We start from the raw sequence: 20003 nt of genomic DNA on the forward strand, positions 1-20003 counted from the left end.
AAAAACAATCACTGTGAGGGATACCGCTATGTCCGAGCATGTTCAGCCCCTGGAAGCCACGCGCAGCGCCGGCACCAGCCAGGAAACCCAGAAAGTCATCTTCGCCTCGTCCCTGGGGACGGTGTTCGAGTGGTACGACTTTTTCCTCTACGGCGCCCTGGCGGCGGTGATCAGCAAGCAGTTCTTTGCCGGGGTCAACGACACCACCGCGTTCATTTTCGCCCTGATGGCCTTCGCCGCCGGTTTCATCGTGCGGCCGTTCGGGGCCCTGGTGTTCGGTCGGTTGGGGGACATGATCGGGCGCAAGTACACGTTCCTGGCCACCATCGTGCTCATGGGCCTGGCGACCTTCTGCGTCGGCCTGCTGCCCAACTACGCCAGCATCGGCATCGCCGCGCCGATCATCCTGGTGGTGTTGCGCATGCTCCAGGGCCTGGCCCTGGGCGGTGAGTACGGTGGCGCGGCGACTTATGTCGCCGAGCATGCGCCAATGGGCAAGCGCGGTTTTCATACCAGTTGGATTCAGTCCACGGCCACCCTCGGGCTGCTGCTGTCGCTGCTGGTGGTTTTGGGTTGCCGCTACTTCACCGGTGATCAGTTCGAAGTCTGGGGCTGGCGCATTCCTTTCCTGCTGTCGATCCTGCTGCTGGGCATCTCCACCTGGATTCGCCTGAGCCTGCATGAGTCGCCGGCCTTCCTGAAAATGAAAGAGGAAGGCAAGTGCTGCAAGGCGCCGATTCGCGAATCCTTCGGCAAATGGGAAAACCTCAAAGTGGTGCTGATCGCCCTGTTCAGCATCAACGCCGGGCAAGCGGTGACCTTCTACGCCGCGCAATTCTATGTGCTGTTTTTCCTCACCCAATTCCTCAAGATGGACCCGGCCCTCGCCAATAGCCTGCTGATTGTCAGCGTGGTGATCGGCGCACCGTTCTTCATCTTTTTCGGCTGGCTGTCGGACAAGGTCGGGCGCAAACCGGTGCTGATGATCGGACTGCTGCTGGCGACGGCCCTGTACTTCCCGATCTTCAAGACCTTGGCCCACTACGCCAACCCGGCCATCGACCTGGCGAGCCGCCAGGCCCCCATCACCGTGATCGCCGACCCGGCCACCTGCACCTTCCAGTTCGACCCGGTGGGCAAGGCGCGTTTCGACAGCCCTTGCGACAAGGTCAAGACCTTCCTGGTCAAGCAAGGCCTGCCCTACAGCAGCGTCGCGGCCCCGGCCGGCAGCACGGTGCAGATCAGCGTCGGTGACGTGAAACTCGAAGGCTACGACGAGGCGGCCCTGCGCGGTGCGGTGACCCTGGCCGGCTACCCGCAACAGGCCGATGCGCAGCAGATCAACCGCCCGATGATCGTGGCCTTGATCGTCGCGCTGATCATCATCTCGGCGATGTGCTACGGACCGCTGGCGGCGTTGATGGTCGAACTGTTCCCGACCCGGATCCGCTACACCTCCATGTCCCTGCCCTACCACATCGGCAACGGCTGGTTCGGCGGTTTCCTGCCCACCGTGTCGTTTGCCCTGGTGGTCTACACCGGGGATATCTTCTATGGGCTGTGGTACCCGGTGGTGATCACCGGGGTGAGCCTGGTGGTGGGCATGATCTGCCTGCGGGAAACCAAGAACGTGGACCTGGATACCAACTGAGGGGCAGAACCGTGGCGAGGGCACTGGCGCCCTCGCCACCGCCTCAGAAGCGCGCCTTCATCGTCATGGTGAAGTTGCGCGGCTCACCGTAATAGTTGCCGAAACCCTCGGTGCCGATGGTGGTGTAGTAGCGCTTGTCGAACAGGTTGTTGCCATTGAGGGCCACCGACCAGGTGTCATCGATGCGGTAGCCAACGCGACCGTTCCACACCGCATAACCGGCCTGGGTGATCTTCTCGCCGCTGACCGGCGATACACGGAAGTTGTCGCTTTGGGCATTGACCCCGGCGCCGACACTGAACCGTTCCAATGCCCCGCCGAGGGCATAATCGCCCCACAGGCGCAGCACATGGCGCGGCACGTAGCTGTTGAACGAGCCGCCGTTGAGGCTGGTATCAATGTCGTCGAGGGTCTGGGTCTGGGTGTAGGTGTAGCCGGCCAGCAATTGCAGGCGCTCGATGACTTCACCGCTGATCTCGGCTTCGAAACCCTGGGCGCGCACCTTGCCGGCGTTCTCATAGCAGTAACCGTCCGAGGACGCACAGCTGGAGGCGTAGTCCGTCTGGGCCTGGTCTTTCTGCACTGTGCGGAACAGGTTGAAGGCACTGTTCAGGCGTCCCTCGAACCACTCGCCCTTGATCCCCAGCTCATAACTCTCGCCCACCAGGGGCTTGAGTGCCGAGCCGCTTTCGGAGCGGTAGTTGCCCTGGGGCGTGAAGATATCCGAATAGCTGGCATAGGCCGTCAGGTGCTCGTTGAGGTCCAGCAACACGGCGGTAAACGGCGTGACTTGGCCCGTCTCCGTGCTCTTGGCGTGCTCCGAACCGCCGGTGAGGAACTCCGAATCGGTCTTGGAGCTGTACCAGCTCACCCGGCTGCCGACGACAAACGTCAACGGGTCCGCCAGTTTCAGCCGCAGGGTCGAATACATGCCGTGCTGCTCGGTCAGGGTCTTGACCGGTCCACCGCGCGTCGAGTTTTCGATGAAGTAACTGTCGTCCGGTTCGGGAATATGCCGATCTGGCTCGAACACATTCTGCTTCCGGGGCAGCAGTGCCACCGAGAAGAAGTCATCCTTGTCCGAGCGGCTGGCGTTGAAACCGACGATCAACTCATGTTGTTGCCCCAGGGCGTCGAACTTGCCGTCCAGGTAGGCGTCGAGGCCGTAATCGACCTGGTCATAGTCGTACATGCTGCCCAGCATGTTGGTGGTCGAGGTACCGGGCGCCACCGAGCCCGATGCAAAGGCGTATTTGATGTCCTGGGTATTTTTGGTATAGACCCCGGCGACCTTCACGGCCCAATCGTCATTGAGGTGATGGGCGATATCACCGAACACCGTGGTCCGCTGGCTACGCCAGGTGTTCCACGACGGGTCCAGGCAGGTGGAGCGGCTGAGTTTCAGGTCGCTGCCGTCCCGGTAGCGCGGCAGCCCGCCCCAGCAGGGGCTTGCATCGACGTCTTCATAGGCAACACCCAGGCCGAGCGTCGTGTCGGGCGACAGGTCGAAGTCCAGGGCGCCGTAGTAGATCTGGTCCTTGCGCCGGGCATCGTCGTAGAAATAATGCCGGCTCTGCTCGGCGATCACCGCCCTGCCCCGCACGGTGCCGGAGTCATTCAACGGGCCACCGGTATCGACTTGCCCACGGTAGTTGTCCCAGGTGCCACCGGACAGGCTGAGTTCGGTCTGGGCCGTGGTCTGGCCGCGTTTACGCACGAAGTTGACGCCGCCGGACGTACCGCCCGCCCCCTTCATCATCCCGGCGGCGCCGCGCAGGACTTCGACACGGTCGTAATAAGCCATGTCGCTGCTGAAACTGTCGGCCTGGACATAGCTGTTGCCCATGTCCAGCGGAACGCCGTCGTATTGATACTGGCCAGACATGCGGAACCCGCGGGAATAGAAATACTTGCCGCCCATGGTCGAGTCGTAGACGGTGATGCCAGGCGTCTTCTCCATGACTTGTTCGATGGTATTGAGGTTCTGGTCATCGAGCATCTTGCGGGTGATCACCGTCACCGACTGCGGCGTTTCGCGCAGGGAGTGCTCGCCCTTGCTGATGGTGACCGCCCCCGTCGTGTAGGAATTGCTCTGCTCGGTGGTCGCCCCGAGCCGCTGTGCATCGATGCGGGTAGCGCCCAGTTCCATGACCGAACCGTTGGCAGGCAGCCGGCGCAGCAGGTACGTGCCGTTGGCCTGGGGCTCGGCTTGCAGGCCACTACCGCCAAGAATGCGGGCAAAGCCCTCGCCCACGCCGAAAGAACCTTTCAGGCCGGGCGATTGCAAACCTTCGAGTTGCCGAGCATCAAACGAAAGGGCAACGCCGGCGGCGCTGGAAAAACGGGTCAGCACATCCACCAGGCGGCCGGCGCCGATATCGTAGGCCTGCACCGCACTCTGCTGCGCCTCAGCCGCTGCAACCGGGCTTGCATTCACGGCCATGGCGCCAGCGGTCGTGACCGCCAGCAAGCCGATTTTCACTGCAAACACCAGACGGCCTGGCGCACTCACCCACGTCATATTTCCCCTCCCTCAAACGATCGATAAAAACTCACTGAGGAAGAGCCGAACGATGAGGATGAAAAGTGCAAGGGCTGGTTTTTTTATTACGCAGCATCAGCGCCGATCGCCACCGGCGACCTGGACCCAGAATCGGCTGTAGCGGGTCACCCGCAACGAAAAGCCACTTTCCAGCGCGGCCAGGGCGAGATCAGTGTCATCGACGGGAAATACACCGGACACCTTCAAGTCGCCAATCGCCGGATCCCAACGCAGCACGCCGGGACGGTAACGCGACAGTTCGTCCAGCAGCGCCGCCAGGGGACGGTCAATGGCGATAATGCTTCCCTTCTGCCAGGCCCCTACCGACACATCGTTGCCGCGTAGCGTCCCTAACGAACGCTCATTGAAATCCAGGCGCTGGCCGGCCTCGACGCGCATCCTTGCTCCACGTGCTGGCAGGCTCACCTCGACCGCTTTCTCCAGCACCGCCACTTCACCGCCCCGCGCCTGGCTACGGACAATGAAACGCGTGCCCAGGGCCAGCACCTCGGCCAGCCCCGTGACCACCTTGAACGGACGGCGCAAGGGATCGACCGCCGTCGTCACGAGCACCTCACCCCGCAACAGTTCCAGGCGTCGCTGCTGTCCGTCGAAACGAACATTGATCGAGGTGTCGGTGTTGAGCATGAGCGTGCTGCCATCGGCCAACTGGAACTCGCGACGCTCGCCCACCGCCGTGCGGTAATCGCAAAACAGGTTCTGCGTGGCCTGGCTGCGCCAGCTCAACCAACCCAGGCCGCCAGCGGATGTCAGCAGCAAGGCGCTGCGCAACACTTGGCGGCGGGAGCGCTGGTGGGTGTCGCTCAAGGTCGGTGCCGCCAGGACGCCCGGCACATTCGCCATTTGCTCGGCCACCGCGGCCATGCGCTGCCAGGCCTGGCCATGCAACGGATCGGCAGCCAGCCAGGCGCGCCAATCGGCCCGGTCCGCGTCGGTGCTAATCCCGGAATTGAGCCGGGCGTACCACCGTGCCGCCACACGGATGGCTTGCAATTCTTCGGGCGGCAGGTTCATGAAAGCTGCAATTGAATTTGCATGAGGCAGCAATGCTCCATGGCCTTGGCCATGTGATTGTTGACCGTGCGGACGCTGACGCCCAGGCGCTCGGCAATTTGCGGATAGGTCAGCCCATCGAACTGCGACAGGATGAACGCCTGCCTGACACGCGGCCCCAATCCCAGGAGCAGACGATCGATCTCCATCAAAGCCTGGAGCAGGATCGCCTGCTCTTCCAGCGAGGGGTGCTGCTCTTGCGGCATGGCGGCCAATGCTTCGAGGTAGGATTGTTCCAGCGAGCGGCGGCGAAACAGGTCGATCAACAGCCCTTTGGCGATCATCGACAGGTACGGGCGCGGCTCGCGGATATCCAGCGCCGTGCGCGCCTTGATGACCCGCACAAACGTATCCTGGGTCAGGTCAGCCGCATCGAAGGCATTGCCCAAGCGCTTGCGCAGCCAGCCCTGGAGCCAACTGTGATGATCACTGTACAGAACGTCGACAGCACTGCGTAGGGACAGATCGTTGGCGGGCATGGCAATGGAATAATTCGCGACTGATAATGACTCGCATTGTCATAGACACCATCGTCGCTTGCAACCCAAACGTGCACGGACACTCCCCCTCGCTGGAATCACTCAGTTGATCGAGTGATTTTTCACCGTGCTCTCCACCAGGTCCAACATCTGTCCCAACGCCCAAGGCTTGGCAATGAACGAGGCGTGGTGCTTGATTCCGGCGCTTTCCGGCGTCTCGAAACCGGACATGATCAGCAGCGGGATCTGCGGCCAGCGATCCCCCGTGAGGTTGGCCAGGTCCGCACCGTCGATCTTGCCGGGCATGGTGATATCCGTAAGCAGCAGGTCGACGTAGTGGGCGCTTTCTTCGAGGAACGTCAACGCCGCATCGGCGCTTTCCCGAGGCTCCACGACGAACCCTTCTTCCTCGAGGATTTCACAGAGGAACTCCAGAATGGTTGGATCATCTTCCACAACGAGAATCAAACGTGTAGTCGCCTGGCCGTCGCCATTTGGCATCGAATTCATGAAAGTGACTCTCCTTGACCTCGTAAACCTGCTTTGCGGCTTCAACCGCCTTGAAGTTATGAGCGATACCCTTTAGAGAAATTCATTCTGCGTGCCAACCGACCGCCGAATGTCACGCCAGCCACCTTGGCAACGCAGCGCAACGCTTATATCTGTATATCCATACAGATAAAACTTGCTCTGGCGCGCATCCGTGACCATGCTACAAGCCCATGAAATCTGCTTCAGGAAAAGGGCGCTATGCAGCTGTACCTGTGTGAAAAACCGTCCCAGGCCAAGGACATCGCCGCCGTACTCGGTGCCACGCGCCGTGGCGACGGTTGCTGGCTGGGCCCGGGCATCACGGTCACCTGGTGCATCGGCCACCTGCTGGAAACCGCTCCACCCGATGCCTACGACGCGCGCTACAAGCGCTGGGTCCTGGCCGACCTGCCCATCGTGCCGGCGCAATGGAAAATGACCGTCAAGCCGAAAACCGCCAGCCAGTACAAGGCGGTCAAGCGCCTGTTGGGGGAAGCGAAAGAACTGGTGATCGCCACCGACGCCGACCGTGAGGGCGAAATGATCGCCCGGGAGCTGGTGGAACATTGCCGTTATCGCGGGCCGATCCGGCGGTTATGGTTGTCGGCCCTGGACGAAGCGTCGATCCGCAAGGCCCTGGCCGCCCTTAAGCCGGGGGTCGAAACCTTCAACCTGTATCACTCGGCCCTGGGTCGCTCCCGGGCCGACTGGCTGATCGGCATGAACATGAGTCGCCTGTTCACCTTACTGGGGCGCCAGTCCGGCTACCAGGGCGTGTTGCCGGTCGGTCGCGTGCAGACACCGACGCTGCGACTGGTGGTGGACCGGGACCGCAGCATCGCCAACTTCGTGCCCGTCGCCTATTGGGCCATCGACGTGCAGCTCAGCCACGACGGCACGGCGTTTACCGCCCAGTGGCGCGCCGACCCGGATGCCTGCGACGACCAGGAGCGCTGCCTGAACCAGGCGCTGGCCCGGGATGCCGCCCAGGCCATGAGCAACGCCGCCACCGCCCGGACGCTGAAAGTACGTACCGAGCGCCTGCGCGAAGCGGCGCCGTTACCCTTCGACCTGGGCACCCTGCAGGAAGTCTGCTCGAAGAAGCTCGGCCTCGGCGCCCAGGAAACCCTGGACATCGCCCAGTCGCTCTACGAGACCTACAAGCTCATCACCTACCCGCGCAGCGATTGCGGTTTCCTGCCCTTGAGCCAGCACAGCGAAGCACCGGCCATCCTGGCCGCCCTTGCCCAGGCCGACCCCAGCCTCGCGCCACTGCGCGAGCATTTGCAGGCGCAGCGCAAGTCCCGGGCCTGGAACGACGCCAAGGTCAGCGCCCACCACGGCATTATTCCCACCGCCGCCGCCAGGAACCTGGACAAACTCGCCGGCAAGCAGCGCGCGGTCTATACGCTGATTCGCGCGCGCTACCTGGCGCAGTTCCTGCCCAACCACGAATACGACCGGACCCAGGCCGACTTCGACTGTGCCGGCCAGGCGCTGCGTGCCGTGGGCAAGCAGATCGTCGAGCCCGGCTGGAAACGCGCCCTGCCCGAAGCACTGGCGCCGGCCAGGGGCCGTGAAGCACCGGCGCCGCAGGTCCTGCCGGCATTGGCCGAAGGTCGCGATTGCGCGGTGGACGAGGTGAAACCCAAGGACCTCTGGACCCAGCCACCCAAGCCCTTCACCGAAGGCGACCTGATCAAGGCGATGAAGAACGTCGCCAAGCTGGTGGAAGACCCGTTGCTCAAGCAGAAGCTCAAGGACACCACCGGCATCGGCACCGAAGCGACCCGGGCCTCGATCATCCAAGGGCTGCTCGACCGCGGTTACCTGGTGAAAAACGGCAAGGCCCTGTCCGCCACCCCGGCGGCCTTCAGCCTCATCGACGCCGTGCCCCGAGCCATCGCCGACCCAGGCACCACCGCTATTTGGGAACAAGCCCTGGACATGGTGCAAAGCGGAGAAATGAGCCTGGAAGAATTCGTCACCCGGCAAGCCGCCTGGATGAGCAAGCACGTCGCCCGCTGCCAGGGCATGAGCCTGACCATCAGCGGCCCGGCCAGCCCCGCCGGGCGTGGCGCAACACCGTGGAAAAACAAGCGCAAGCCGGCCAAGCGCAAGGCTAGCGGTGCACCGCGCAAGGCGAGCAAGGCCAAGGCCACTTGAACAGCGCCGATTCCAAGCGCTGCCTTTGTGGCGAGGGAGCTTGCTCCCGCTGGGTTGCGCAGCAACCCCAATGCAGGCGACTCGGTCAATTTGACTCATGCACCGACAGGTTTTTAGGGCTGCTACGCAGCCCAGCGGGAGCAAGCTCCCTCGCCACAGGTGATCACTCGCAACCGTTTTTCATACCCAAACCGTTTTGTCCGACAATATGTAGTGACCAAAAATAATCACTACAAAACCGTTGACGCCTCCGATTTGCCCTTGCATGATGCAGACGTCTCCCCGATCGGGAGTACAGGCAACTGTTTGAGCAAGCTCGTCTGACCGCCGAGCTGTTTTTTGGATAAAGGACTGCCCACAAGGCAGATTGAAGGTGCTGACCTGGCATGACCGTCCGGTAACGAGGACGAGAAACGCTAGCGAAGATCCTCATGACGCGCGTGGTCGACCCTCGAAAGTTGACACTGCCTGAGATTCTTCGCTGTTTCTCTTCGTTGTAGCGCATTTGCGTAGCAGCCCTTCGATAACACTACACAACCGATGCACGACACCGTCGAAGTCAGACGGACGAACGCTGACGGCCTGGTTTCGGTAGCAGGCAGGCACTTACCGAGTAGCGAAGTTTTTTGCGAACCACCAGACAGATCAACCAAATGGTCAAGGGGCTTACACATGAATCTGAACAATCAACCATCTATTGATGAACTGGCTCGCATGTTCGCCGCACACAAGGACACACTGGACAGCCATATCCTGTGGATCAGCAAGACTGGCCAGGTGCGTATGGACTGCCTGTCGCCCTACACCCAAGAAGACGAGTTCGAAAAGAACACGCAAGAGCTGTGCGCCCGGCTGAAGATGTACCGCCGTGGCCAGGGCTACGTGGGCAAGAAGGCCGCGGCTGACAAAGACTTCATGGGCCGCGTGCTGCAAACGCTGACCCAGGCCTGGCAGTCGATGCAGAACACGTCCGAGGTCCGGGTTATCGACCGCCTCTGCTGAAATCCCCTAACAAAAGGGCCCGCGCCTGAACCAGGAGCGGGCCCTTTTTTTGTGAGACGGGACTAGAACACCGACCAGCCAATGCGCTGGCTCATCATCTCCAGCGCCGCCATGCCGGCCAGGGAGTTGCCGGCGGCGTTGAGTTCCGGCGACCAGACGCAGACGGTGAACCGGCCCGGCACCACGGCGACTATCCCGCCACCGACACCACTCTTGCCCGGCAGGCCGACGCGATAAGCGAAATTGCCGGCTTCATCGTACAGACCGCTGGTGGCCATGATGGAATTGACCTGTTGGGTCTGCCGGGCGCTGAGGATCTGTTCGCCGCTGTGTTTGCAGAACCCGTCGTTGGCCAGGAAGCAGAACGCCCGCGCCAGGTCGATGCAGCTCATCCGCAGGGCGCAGTGGCTGAAATAACTGCGCAGCACCGCTTCCACGTCATTGTGGAAGTTGCCGAACGATTGCATCAGATACGCCATCGCCGCGTTGCGGGCGCGGTGCTGGTACTCCGACTCGGCGACCTTGCCGTCCACCATCACCTGTGGGTTACCCGACAGGCGGCGCACGAAATCGCGCATCGACAGCGCTGGCGCGGCGAAGCGGGACTGGTTGATATCGCAGATCACCAACGCGCCGGCATTGATGAACGGGTTCCGCGGGCGGCCGCGCTCGAATTCCAATTGCACCAGGGAGTTGAAAGGCTGGCCGGAGGGCTCATGGCCCAGGCGCTCCCAGATCGCTTCGCCGGAATGCCCGATGGCCTGCACCAGGCTGAACACCTTGGAAATACTCTGCACTGAAAACGCTGTTTCAGCGTCGCCGGCGTAATACAACTCGCCATCATTGCCGTACACGGCAATGCCCAACTGATTGGGCACCACGGTGCCCAGGGCAGGAATGTAGTCTGCGACCTTGCCCTGACCGATCAGGGGGCGAACCGCATCGAGGATCTCGTTCAACAGTGCTTGCATATGCGCGGGGTCCAGTCATTCCCCGTTCGAGTGCGGGGATACAGACGCTAGACGCTGGTGGGCGGGGTCAGAGCACACTGAGTTGCGAGGAAAAAACGTGGCGAGGGAGCTTGCTCCCGCTGGGCTGTGAAACAGCCCCATCGATGATCGCTGCAACCTGACGGACCGAGTGGATGGATCAGGGCCGCTACGCGCCCCAGCGGGAGCAAGCTCCCTCGCCACAACAGCCGTGTTCGCCGCAATGAATGCAAGCGCTTTCAGTGACGCTGGTCGTCGAATCGAGCGGTCTATAGTTCAAAGGATCAATCGGCAGGAGTAGACGATGCGTCAGATCATGCAAAAAGAACCCTGGTGGGCCTCGCCGCCCCAGCCCGGGCAGGATGAAAGCGAACTGGAATGGGGCTGGCTGGTGATCTACAGCGAAGGCGAACCGCGCTTCGAGTTCATCAAGGAGCGTCCATCGGACGAACAGATCCGCCATCGCAAGGGTTGTCGCGTCACCCTCGGCTCGGAATGAGTCGGCCCGTCATGGCTTGAGGTCCGGCAAGACCACCGCTCGATTGGCCAGGTCCGCCTCCACCAGGTTGCCTTTGATTTCCTCGTCCAGGTAATACACCGGTGCCATCACTCCGCTGAGGGGATGCTTGAGTGACTTGAACCAGGCTTCGTCGAACGCCGCGCTCAGGCTCTTGCGGATCTGCGCCTCCATATCCGGCCGCTCACCCTCGTGGATGATCGCGCGAATACCCGCCACGCCCACCGAGATCAACGCCCCGGCCGCCTTCCCGGCCACGGCCGCCGCCGCACCGGTCGCCCCACGCGTGGCAAACTGGGCCTCGATTTTTTCGCTGGTGCGTTGCGCCACCGTTGCGATCACCGCCTCCGATGGCCCGGCCCCGGTGCTTGCAGCCTTGTTGACGTGATCGATCAGGGCCGCATAGGCCGGCAAGGTGTTCAGCGGCTCGGCGTGAACCATCTCGTACAACGAAGCATCACGCGCCGCCGGCGGACCCAGGCGGATGGCAGGGATGCCATGCAGGCGTCGGTTCATCAGCTCGTTCGGGATTCGATGCCGCTGGGCGATGACCTGGGCCTGTTGATTGAGCTGACGGATGTAGTAGCCCGTCGCGTTGGCCCTGATCGCCTCGGGATCGATTTCCACCGCCACCGGCGCCAGCACCTGCTCGCGATATTGCTCCTGCAGGTAAACCGCCAGGCGCTTGGCCGAAGAATCCGCCTCGCCCTCGGCACTGGCCGCGTACCAACTGACCTTCACCGCCAGCCATTCCTGGGTCCAGTAGCTGCTGAACCAAGGGATGAATTCAGCCTCGGTGCGTTCATACACCAACACGCGCCAATGCTCCATCGACCCGCGTGCATAGACGGCCGCCTGTTCGAGGGCGCTCTTCGACGCCGCGATGATCTGCTGGTCTACCTGTCGCCAGGTGTCCTGGGCAATCATCACCGTGGCAACCGGTGGACCGCGCTGTGGCGTGGCGCACCCCGCCAGAACGAGCACAACGGCCAACATCAGCGAACGCCGCAAAGTCGCGCCCCCCGGATTCCTGTAATCCATGGGGGTGAGTATAGGTCGCGATGAACAGGGATCCGGCCCAAACACGCCAAATACACCGCGGTTCCCTGTGGGAGCGAGCCTGCTCGCGATGGCGTCGTGTCAGTCAACATTCTTGTAACTGAACCACCGCTATCGCGAGCAGGCTCGCTCCCACAGGGGATTGGTGTCGCTCAGCCGCTCATTCAGAACCGGGTGAAATGCTCGAATTGCCAATCATCGGCCGCACCATCCCCGCGAGCCTTGTGAAGGGCACCGGTCGGCGTCCAATCGGTGCACTTGCCCACCAACGTCCCCAGGTAAGGCCGGGCGACTTCCAGCACGCATTCATAGTCCATTTGTTCCGGCTCGACGATGCCACGATCCGGATGTTCAATGGCCCAGACGATTCCCGCCATGACACCGGCCGCCACTTGCAGGCTGGTGGCGTTATTGAAGGGCACCAGGGCCCTCGCCTCGTCAATGCTCAACACCGAACCAAACCAGTAGGCGTTCATTTCATGCCCCATCAACAAGACCCCCAAGGCATCCACCCCACCGGGGTCGATTTCGCCGTTGAGGATCCGCTGCCGGGCCTGGGTTTCCCAGCCACGACCGATCAGCTCATGGACAGAAAGCCATGCATCGTTGCAGGGGTGATAGGCGTAATGCAGGGTCGGTCGATACACCAACTTGCGCTGGTCCTTCACGGTCAGCAAATCGGCCGTCGAAGCGGTTTCGTGGTGGGTGATCATCAGCCCCAGGCACGGCCCGCCCACCGGCGTCCAGGTCTTGATCAAGACGCTGGCGCTCGGGCGTTCCAGATAGATCGCGTTGCGGCTCCCGAAACCATGACGCCGGGCAGCCGCTGGCCAAGTCCGTTCATGGGACCCCCACCCCAACTCGGCCGGCTGACGGCCCTCGCTGATGAACCCCTCCACCGACCAGGTGTTGACGAACTCGTCGTCTTCCTTGGGACGCTGGGAGCGTTGGCTGTCGCGCTCGGCAAAATGAATGACCTTGATCCCCAACGCCATGCTCAGCCTGGCCCAGTCCACACCGCCCGGTTTTTGCGGCAGCGGCTGCTTCAATTGCGTCGCCAGTTCAACCAGCCCGGCCTTGAGCAAATGGGTGATCAAACCGGGATTGGCGCCATGGGCCACCACTGCCGTCGGGCCTCTGCCCAGTTTTTTGCGCAGGCCCAGCACTTGATAGCGCAATGCGTAATTGGTCCGATGGGAAAGGTCCAGGTGCGGATCCTCGTAGCCTCCCGCCCACGGCTCGACGCAGGTGTCGAGGTACAGCGCGCCCTTCTCGAACGCGTACGCCATGAGGTCCAGGGAGCTGACCTCGACGGACAGGTTGACGATGAAATCACCACGCTTGACGAAGCGATCGAGGATTTGTGCATAGGTTTTTCGGGTCAGGGCCTTGGGGATAAAACGGATTCCCCGCTCCTTGAACCAGATGTTGTGGTCGATCACCGGTGCGATGACGGTGATCTGCTTGATCTCGACGTGATCCTGCCCCAGCAGCAAGGGCAACGTGGCCCGGGCGATGGAGCCGAAGCCGATGAAGATCAGACGGCCGGTGAACGGGATCTGACGTTTCATGTGCTGCCTCCTTGAGAAGGGTGTACGGCCCATGAAATAACCGAACGGTGATCGAGGCTACTGTCAAGGTTGACAGGTGCGGCGCAGATCGCCCTGCGCCGCACCTCGCGTGCGCCTACGAAGTGCCCAGCCCGCCGGACATATCCGCGCCGGAGTGGGCCCGCCCGTTGGCCGGCGTGACGGCGGGCTCGTCACGGTGTTCGGTGGTTTTGCTCACCGTATCGCGCACCGTTTCATAACCCTCCCGCGCAGTGCGCTTGACCTTGTCGGCCAGGTCGGCGCTGGTCTTGCCCATCGTTCGCTGTTCGGTAGAGGTGCTGGGCAACGCCGCGCCCAGCATCGCCCCGAGGGCGATACCCGCCGCCGCCATCATCAACGGCTGCTCTTTGAGCAGACGGCTGAACTCATCGCCCAAGTGCTGCGACCCTTGGGCCATGCGCTCGCCCGCCTGATGAGCGCTGTGCCGGGCATGCCGGGCGCTGGCGCCCACGTCGTCCGCCAGGTGCGCAGCTTTGTCCTTGAGATGGTGAAAGCCTTCGCGCAATGAATCACTGCTGCTGTGCAGGTGTTCCCGGGCACTGTCCAGGCCACCGGCAAGCCCTTCGCTCCAACCGCTGGAATCCTGGTCCGGCCCGACGCGATAACCGACCCGCGGCGGATGGTTCTGGCCGAGCATCAGCCAGCACAAGCCAACCGTGGTCAACACGGTGGGTACCGGGTTGTTGCGCACCGTAGTGCCCAGGTTGCCGAAAAACTCGGCGCCATTTCCCTTCACGAGCCCCAGGGCCTGATCCAGCATTTGCCCTGGCGTGAACTTGCTGCCCAAGGCGTCGACGATATGGCTGATATGGGCGCGCTGCTCGTCGATTTCGCGCTCGATGGTCTCTGGGCTCTTTTCGGATTCGGTTTTGAATTCATCCTTCATGAGGCTTTCCTCCGCAGGGCTTCCTGATCTTTGTTCAAGGCATCGAGCGTTCGGTCAGGCTTGAAGTGGGACGGTTCGAACTGTTTCTTGCCCGACTGGACCATGACAAAACCAATGATCATGACCACGACGCCGACGATCAGCGCGGCCAGCCAGGGCGCCATCATCGTACTCAGGCCATACACCACCGCCATCAACAGGATGATGAAGCCGGCCATGAGCACCATGGCGCCACCGGCCACCGCAGCAATGCCCGCCTTGAGCGTGTTGAGGCTCGCCTGGAATTCAGCCTTGGCCAGCGCCAATTCCTTGGTGAAGAGCGAGGGGACTTCGTGGGTCAATTGCCTGAGCAACCCCATGACCGAGGCATCGCTTTCGGGCGTCGAGGCGCTGGCGGTACGCTGCATATCCGGGTCTGGTCGGTTCATCACAATTCTCCTCTGGTATTGGCCGAACCCGGCAGCGAGCCGGTGGCTGAATCACTGGGATGGTCCTGAACACTCGGTGAGGTCGGGGTGACACCGGTAGCCAGGCCGCTGCGGGTAGCGGCACCGGGGCCGATGGGATCAGGGGTCGATTCAAAAGGCCGCTGGGCGCCGAATCCTCCGGCGGGTGGGTTTGAATGGCCGGCGGCGGGTTCGTCGGCCTCGGTGGCGACCGGCGAGGCACCGGCCTTGAGGAATCGCGACAGCCCAAAGCCCACCGCGATGCTGCCGGCGAGGAACAGACCGGGGTTGTCCCGCGCCAGGCAAGAACCGTCATGCAGCAACTGTTCGGCACTCTTGTTGCGCAATTTGCCGGCCAGGCCGCTCATGCAATCGGCCATGTCCGCCAGATAATGGGATAAGCCGAGGGTGTCGTTGGCTTCGAGCTCCGACATGGCGGATTTGGCGCCACGCGCCAAGGCATCGATCTGGTCCGCCGCGGTATCGCGGTATTGGCCGAAATGCGCATCGGCCTTCTCGCGAGCGCTGCCGATCGCTTCGTTCACGTCCTCCTTGATGTGGTTCAGGGATTCCTCAGGCCGACCTTGGCTTGAAGTGCCGCTTTGTCGCTCGGGGTTGTTGTCCGGGATAGTCATGTCTGTCCATCGCCTCCGTGATGAAAAACTCAACAACAGGCAGTCGCTAAGCGATGCCTGGATAAGTGCCTCTCAGAACAAATGACGGGACGCGATGCGGGCTAGTTCCAACGAGTTTGAAGGCTGGACGCTGTGTGGTCGTTGAAGCCGCTTGATGGGTTTTTACGGCAAAAAAAATGGGCACTGATGCCCGATTCACGTAGACCTGTGGCGAGGGAGCTTGCTCCCGCTGGGGTGCGAAGCAGCCCCAAGAATTTCTGCGTTCAACCCCAAAACCTGGGACTGCTGCGCAGTCCAGCGGGAGCAAGCTCCCTCGCCACAAAAACGCGACGTCGAACTCAGGACTCCATCGTCGCCGCCTGGTTGCCGCCCTGCTCGGCAATCTTCGAGAGTTTCTCGTCGGTGGCTTTTTCTTCCTTGAGGGTCGCCAACAGCAGGCCGACCACTTCATCGCCCAGCTTCAGGTGCTTGGCCATGGCGATCAAGGTGCCGTAACTGGCGATTTCGTAGTGCTCGACTTTCTGCGCCGCGCCGATCAAACCCGCATCGAGCACCGCGCCTTTTTCGATTTCCTCGATCAGCTCCTTGGACTCTTCCACCAGTCCTTCCATGGCGATGCATTTCATGCGCTTGAGCTTGATCGCCGCCACTTCGACGAGGGTATCGATGCGCTCAATCTGGCCTTGGGTTTCCTCAAGGTGATCGTGAAAGGCTTGTGCGAGCAAAGGGTTGGTGGTGGCCCGAGCCATGCGCGGCAAGGCACGGGTGATCTGTTTTTCAGCACTGTAGACATCGGACAGTTCGTGGATGAACAGGTCTGTCACGGTTTTTCTGGCCATTTCAATCTTCCTCTGTTCAGAAGGCGAGCCTCGAAAGGTTGATGGGGTGAAGCCGGCAGAGGCGGCTTCACCTGTCATCAACACTGACCCAGGGGAAATTTCGGATGTTCCAGAAATTTGCCGAAACGTTGACAGAGGGTATCGGTGACGCGCTCAACCCAACGCCGTGTCGAGAAACATCATCACCGCAAAGCCCATCATCAAGCCGAGGGTGGCCGGGGTTTCATGGCCGTTGCGATGGGTCTCGGGAATCACCTCGTGGGAGACCACGAAGATCATCGCCCCCGCCGCCAGCCCCAGGCTGATGGGGTACGCGACGGCCACGCCCGACGACATGCCCAGGCCGATCACCGCCCCCAGTGGCTCCATCAGCCCTGAACCGACCGCGATGAGCGCGGCACGCAAGGTGCTGATACCGGTGACGCGCAGCGCCATGGCAATGGCCAGGCCCTCGGGAATGTCCTGGATGGCAATGGCGGTGGTCAGGGGCAAACCGACCTTGAAATCGCCGTCGGCAAAACTGACGCCGATGGCCATGCCTTCCGGCAAGTTGTGCAGGGTGATGGCCAGTACAAACAACCAGACACGATTGATCCGCTCGGCCTGGGGACCACGCCGGCCACTGAGTTCATGTTCGTGCGGCACGAAACGGTCCAGGCCGATCATCAGGGCCACGCCCAGCCCCAGGCCCACCACCACGACAAACGCGGCGAGCAACTGATTGCCACAGATAATCTGTGCCGCCTCGATGCCCGGCAGGATCAATGAAAACGAACTGGCGGCGAGCATCATGCCGGCGGCAAACCCCAGCATAATGTCCTGGGTACGCGAGGAGATATCCCGCAGCACCACCGCCATCATCGCCCCCAGGGCGGTGGCGGCAAAACCCGATGTTCCGCCCAGCACGGCGTAGCCGAGGTTTTGACGATTGGCGCCAACCAAGGCGTTGTAGCCACTGTAGAGCAACAACGCGGCCACCAATGCCAGCCCGAGCCAGAACGTAACCCCCAACAAGAGATTCTCTTGCACGGGGTTCAGCCAAGTGCGCCAGGGCGATCGAATCCGGGAAGTGGGCTGGTCCATCGAATGTCCTTACGGGTCTTGGCTCGAAATATCAGGCGAGGGAGTCGCCTCCCTCGCCATTTGTTTACAGTTTGTCACCTTGCATCCCCGAACCCAAGTCGGCGCCTGTGGTGGGGTTGCTTTCAGGGTTGGACATCGTCCGCGCCTTCATGTCCATCAACAGTGCTTCGTCCTTTTCACTCAACTGGACGCTGGCCAGGCCATCGCCACCGTCGACCGCCGGAACCGGATTCTCGACGAACTCCCAGTCCTCGCCCTGGTTCCATGGACCACGCACGGTAGGCTCACCCTGGGACATGTTGAAATACACGTTGGTGAACTCCGGCATGCCGGGCAGCTTACCTTGTGGGAAGTTGGGCTGGATGGCATGCAAGGCTTTTTCGAACGACAACTGATGGGCGATTTCACGGGTCATCAAAAAGCCCAACGCTTCCTTTACCCCCGGGTCGTCAGTGACGTTCATCAATCGCTCATAGACAATTTTTGCCCGGGCTTCAGCGGCGATGTTGGAACGCATGTCTGCCGTCGGCTCACCGATCGTGTCCACATAAGCGGCAGTCCACGGCACGCCGGCGGAATTGGTTAATGGCGAGCCGGCACCGTACAGGAGGCTGGTGATATGAGAGTCGTTACCGGCACCGTTGATGTCCCGGTACAGTTGGCCCTCCTTCTCCACCCCTTCAGCCATCTTGCCCTTGGCGCCCTTGTTCAACATGACGATGATCGAGCCGATCACTTCCAGATGACTGAGTTCTTCGGTGGCAATGTCCATCAGCAGATCCTTGCGCCCTGGATCGTCCTCGGACAAGGCCTGGGTGAAATAACGCGACGCCGCCGCCAATTCCCCCTGGGCGCCACCGAACTGCTCGAGCAGCAGGTTGGCGAGTCCAGGATTAGGCTCAGCGACACGCACGGTGTACTGCAATCGTTTGTTATGTAGAAACATGATTGAACTCCTCGCTCAGGCACACTTCATGAGCACACTGCCGACCGGCAGGCTCATGAAAATCTGAAGAAGTTAAATGAATAAAATTTAGTTTTTATTCAAGACGGAAGACGAGTGGTTAATTGCAACTCAAACCCCCTCACCCATCTCTTGAACAATCAATAGCGCAGCGAAGCCGGGCATGAAATACCCGACTTTTAATATCAAGGCCGGAACAGGTCCCATGCCAACGGCACGGGACCTGCGAGACCACGGGACATTACGATTTACGACCGCCACCGTGGCTGTTTTCACCGCCTTTCTTGCCAGCTTCGGAGGCTTTTTCCCGGTCGTTGGCAAAGTTGCCACCCGACGCCTGGCCACCTTTGCGGCCGGCTTCCGAAGCCCGCTCAGGGTCGTTGGCAAAATTACCACCCGAGGCTTGCCCGCCTTTGCGGCCAGCCTCTGCAGCACGTTCCGGGTCGTTGGCGAAGTTACCGCCCGACGCCTGGCCACCCTTGCGTCCAGCCTCGGATGCGCGTTCCGGATCGTTGGCAAAGTTGCCGCCCGACGCCTGGCCGCCTTTTTTCCCGGCTTCCGATGCCTTCTCACGATCGTTAGCGAAATTGCCAGGGTTGTTATTACCTGTGTTAGCCATTTCATTCACCTCGTTAGTTGATGTCAACGAACCTGTTGGCTCGTCCTATTCGGAAAATTTGACGCCGTTAAGGTTTTAAAAAAGAGCTGCAAACGGCGACGAACGGTCAACACCCTTATTTATATCCCCACTGCCCGGGTATTTATTGTGCCAGCCTATTAAACAAGCGGCGATTGATTGGCAGTGTTAAATATCGAAACTTCGTCCAACGAAGAAACCTGTGGGAGCGGGCTTGCTCGCGAAGGCGGTGGACCTGCTGGCATATAGGTTGGCTGTGCCGCCGTCTTCGCGAGCAAGCCCGCTCCCACAATGGCCCTGTGTTGTACCCAAACCTCAAGGTCACCCAATAACCCTGTGGGAGCGAGCCTGCTCGCGATGGCGTTGGATCAGCCTGCATTGGTGCTGACTGACACACCGCTATCGCGAGCAAGCTCGCTCCCACAATTGCCCCGCCTTCAACATTAAAAAACAGTGCGTGTCTTTCCACGCTGTCCGCCAAGGGCCCGGTGGCGCCGGCACCCCATTGCACCGGTCTCGTCACCCAAGCCTCGCGCCGTTCCAGGAAGCCAAAACTCGCGGGCTGCCGGTGTTGTCTTGCACCACCGCACTGACCGGCTTGCGGTGTCCGGGCACCCTGTCGCCGATGCCCGGATAGAGCAATGTCAGGGTGAAATCGGGTCACTGGCGGGGAACGTTTCTTCCAGTGCTTCATCCAGTTGGTTGTTGGTAATGTCCCGCTCGCCGACCTTGCCACTTCGTTCGCAATGACAATCCGCCGACGGACACGGCTCGCCATTGGGGTGTTGTTCTGCGCAGGCCTGGCTGCAATAGGCCTCGCCGTCATGATTGAACACCCGCTCGGGATCTACCTCGCAATGGCAGCCGGGGCAGCCACAACGCAGTTCGCTCAT

At 61.4% G+C, this 20003-nt stretch carries 19 protein-coding genes; 4 read left to right on the forward strand and 15 right to left on the reverse strand.

The annotated features are described in order from the left end of the window. Positions 1-28 precede the first annotated feature (28 nt). Positions 29-1651, forward strand: coding sequence for an MFS transporter (locus J3P88_RS20140; RefSeq protein WP_434571211.1), 1623 nt, complete (start codon positions 29-31; stop codon positions 1649-1651). A gap of 43 nt (positions 1652-1694) precedes the next feature. Here J3P88_RS20140 and J3P88_RS20145 read toward each other — a convergent pair whose 3' ends face one another. From J3P88_RS20145 to J3P88_RS20160, 4 genes are all read right to left on the reverse strand, one after another. Further along, complete coding sequence (locus tag J3P88_RS20145; protein ID WP_434571213.1) at positions 1695-4172, reverse strand: TonB-dependent siderophore receptor; 2478 nt, start codon at positions 4170-4172, stop codon at positions 1695-1697. 96 nt (positions 4173-4268) lie between these two features. Continuing rightward, positions 4269-5228, reverse strand: coding sequence for a FecR domain-containing protein (locus tag J3P88_RS20150; protein ID WP_434571215.1), 960 nt, complete (start codon positions 5226-5228; stop codon positions 4269-4271). Beyond that, complete coding sequence (locus tag J3P88_RS20155; RefSeq protein WP_053184044.1) at positions 5225-5746, reverse strand: sigma-70 family RNA polymerase sigma factor; 522 nt, start codon at positions 5744-5746, stop codon at positions 5225-5227. The genes J3P88_RS20150 and J3P88_RS20155 overlap by 4 nt, the downstream gene beginning before the upstream one ends. Positions 5747-5848: 102 nt before the next feature. Beyond that, positions 5849-6256 (reverse strand): response regulator, encoded by a 408-nt coding sequence (locus J3P88_RS20160; RefSeq protein WP_411385145.1) that lies wholly within the window; start codon positions 6254-6256, stop codon positions 5849-5851. 240 nt (positions 6257-6496) lie between these two features. Between J3P88_RS20160 and J3P88_RS20165 the strand changes: the two genes are divergently transcribed. Together J3P88_RS20165 and J3P88_RS20170 are read left to right on the forward strand one after the other, a co-directional pair. Beyond that, the gene (locus J3P88_RS20165; RefSeq protein WP_434571217.1) at positions 6497-8443 is read left to right on the forward strand and encodes a DNA topoisomerase III; all 1947 of its coding nucleotides are present in this window, start codon (positions 6497-6499) and stop codon (positions 8441-8443) included. A 672-nt stretch (positions 8444-9115) separates the two neighbouring features. Further along, entirely contained in the window at positions 9116-9445 is a 330-nt protein-coding gene (locus J3P88_RS20170) for a hypothetical protein (RefSeq protein ID WP_186710489.1), read from the forward strand. Positions 9446-9507: 62 nt separating this feature from the next. On the opposite strand, the gene glsB is transcribed toward J3P88_RS20170, so the two are convergent. Further along, a complete protein-coding gene (gene glsB, locus J3P88_RS20175; protein WP_186710491.1) occupies positions 9508-10416 on the reverse strand; it encodes a glutaminase B in 909 nt (302 codons plus the stop codon). 322 nt (positions 10417-10738) lie between these two features. On the opposite strand from glsB, the gene J3P88_RS20180 reads away from it, so the two are divergent. Beyond that, complete coding sequence (locus J3P88_RS20180) at positions 10739-10933, forward strand: hypothetical protein (RefSeq protein WP_053123348.1); 195 nt, start codon at positions 10739-10741, stop codon at positions 10931-10933. A gap of 9 nt (positions 10934-10942) precedes the next feature. Here J3P88_RS20180 and J3P88_RS20185 read toward each other — a convergent pair whose 3' ends face one another. The 10 genes from J3P88_RS20185 to J3P88_RS20230 form a co-directional block, all read right to left on the reverse strand. Then, positions 10943-11962, reverse strand: coding sequence for a hypothetical protein (locus J3P88_RS20185; RefSeq protein ID WP_434571219.1), 1020 nt, complete (start codon positions 11960-11962; stop codon positions 10943-10945). Positions 11963-12174: 212 nt separating this feature from the next. After that, entirely contained in the window at positions 12175-13581 is a 1407-nt protein-coding gene (locus J3P88_RS20190) for a saccharopine dehydrogenase C-terminal domain-containing protein (RefSeq protein ID WP_434571221.1), read from the reverse strand. Positions 13582-13696: 115 nt separating this feature from the next. Continuing rightward, positions 13697-14506, reverse strand: coding sequence for a DUF3618 domain-containing protein (locus tag J3P88_RS20195; protein WP_434571223.1), 810 nt, complete (start codon positions 14504-14506; stop codon positions 13697-13699). After that, positions 14503-14934 carry a phage holin family protein gene (locus J3P88_RS20200; protein WP_186710499.1) on the reverse strand — a complete coding sequence of 144 codons (432 nt, stop codon included), beginning with the start codon at positions 14932-14934 and terminating at the stop codon, positions 14503-14505. The genes J3P88_RS20195 and J3P88_RS20200 overlap by 4 nt, the downstream gene beginning before the upstream one ends. Continuing rightward, complete coding sequence (locus tag J3P88_RS20205) at positions 14934-15587, reverse strand: hypothetical protein (RefSeq protein WP_434571225.1); 654 nt, start codon at positions 15585-15587, stop codon at positions 14934-14936. Before J3P88_RS20205 ends, J3P88_RS20200 begins: the two co-directional genes overlap by 1 nt. 338 nt (positions 15588-15925) lie before the next feature. Then, on the reverse strand, positions 15926-16426 hold the full coding sequence (locus J3P88_RS20210) for a ferritin-like domain-containing protein (protein WP_434571227.1): 501 nt from the start codon (positions 16424-16426) through the stop codon (positions 15926-15928). Between the two features lie 153 nt (positions 16427-16579). After that, complete coding sequence (locus J3P88_RS20215; protein ID WP_186710504.1) at positions 16580-17509, reverse strand: ZIP family metal transporter; 930 nt, start codon at positions 17507-17509, stop codon at positions 16580-16582. A 64-nt stretch (positions 17510-17573) separates the two neighbouring features. Then, a complete protein-coding gene (locus J3P88_RS20220; RefSeq protein WP_186710505.1) occupies positions 17574-18455 on the reverse strand; it encodes a manganese catalase family protein in 882 nt (293 codons plus the stop codon). Between the two features lie 259 nt (positions 18456-18714). After that, positions 18715-19092, reverse strand: coding sequence for a general stress protein (locus tag J3P88_RS20225; RefSeq protein WP_186710506.1), 378 nt, complete (start codon positions 19090-19092; stop codon positions 18715-18717). A 662-nt stretch (positions 19093-19754) separates the two neighbouring features. Continuing rightward, the gene (locus J3P88_RS20230; RefSeq protein ID WP_186710507.1) at positions 19755-20003 is read right to left on the reverse strand and encodes a metallothionein; all 249 of its coding nucleotides are present in this window, start codon (positions 20001-20003) and stop codon (positions 19755-19757) included.

Origin of the sequence: Pseudomonas sp. Z3-6 (genome assembly GCF_051131985.1) — a bacterium.
Classification (GTDB): Bacteria; Pseudomonadota; Gammaproteobacteria; order Pseudomonadales; family Pseudomonadaceae; genus Aquipseudomonas; species Aquipseudomonas zanjanensis.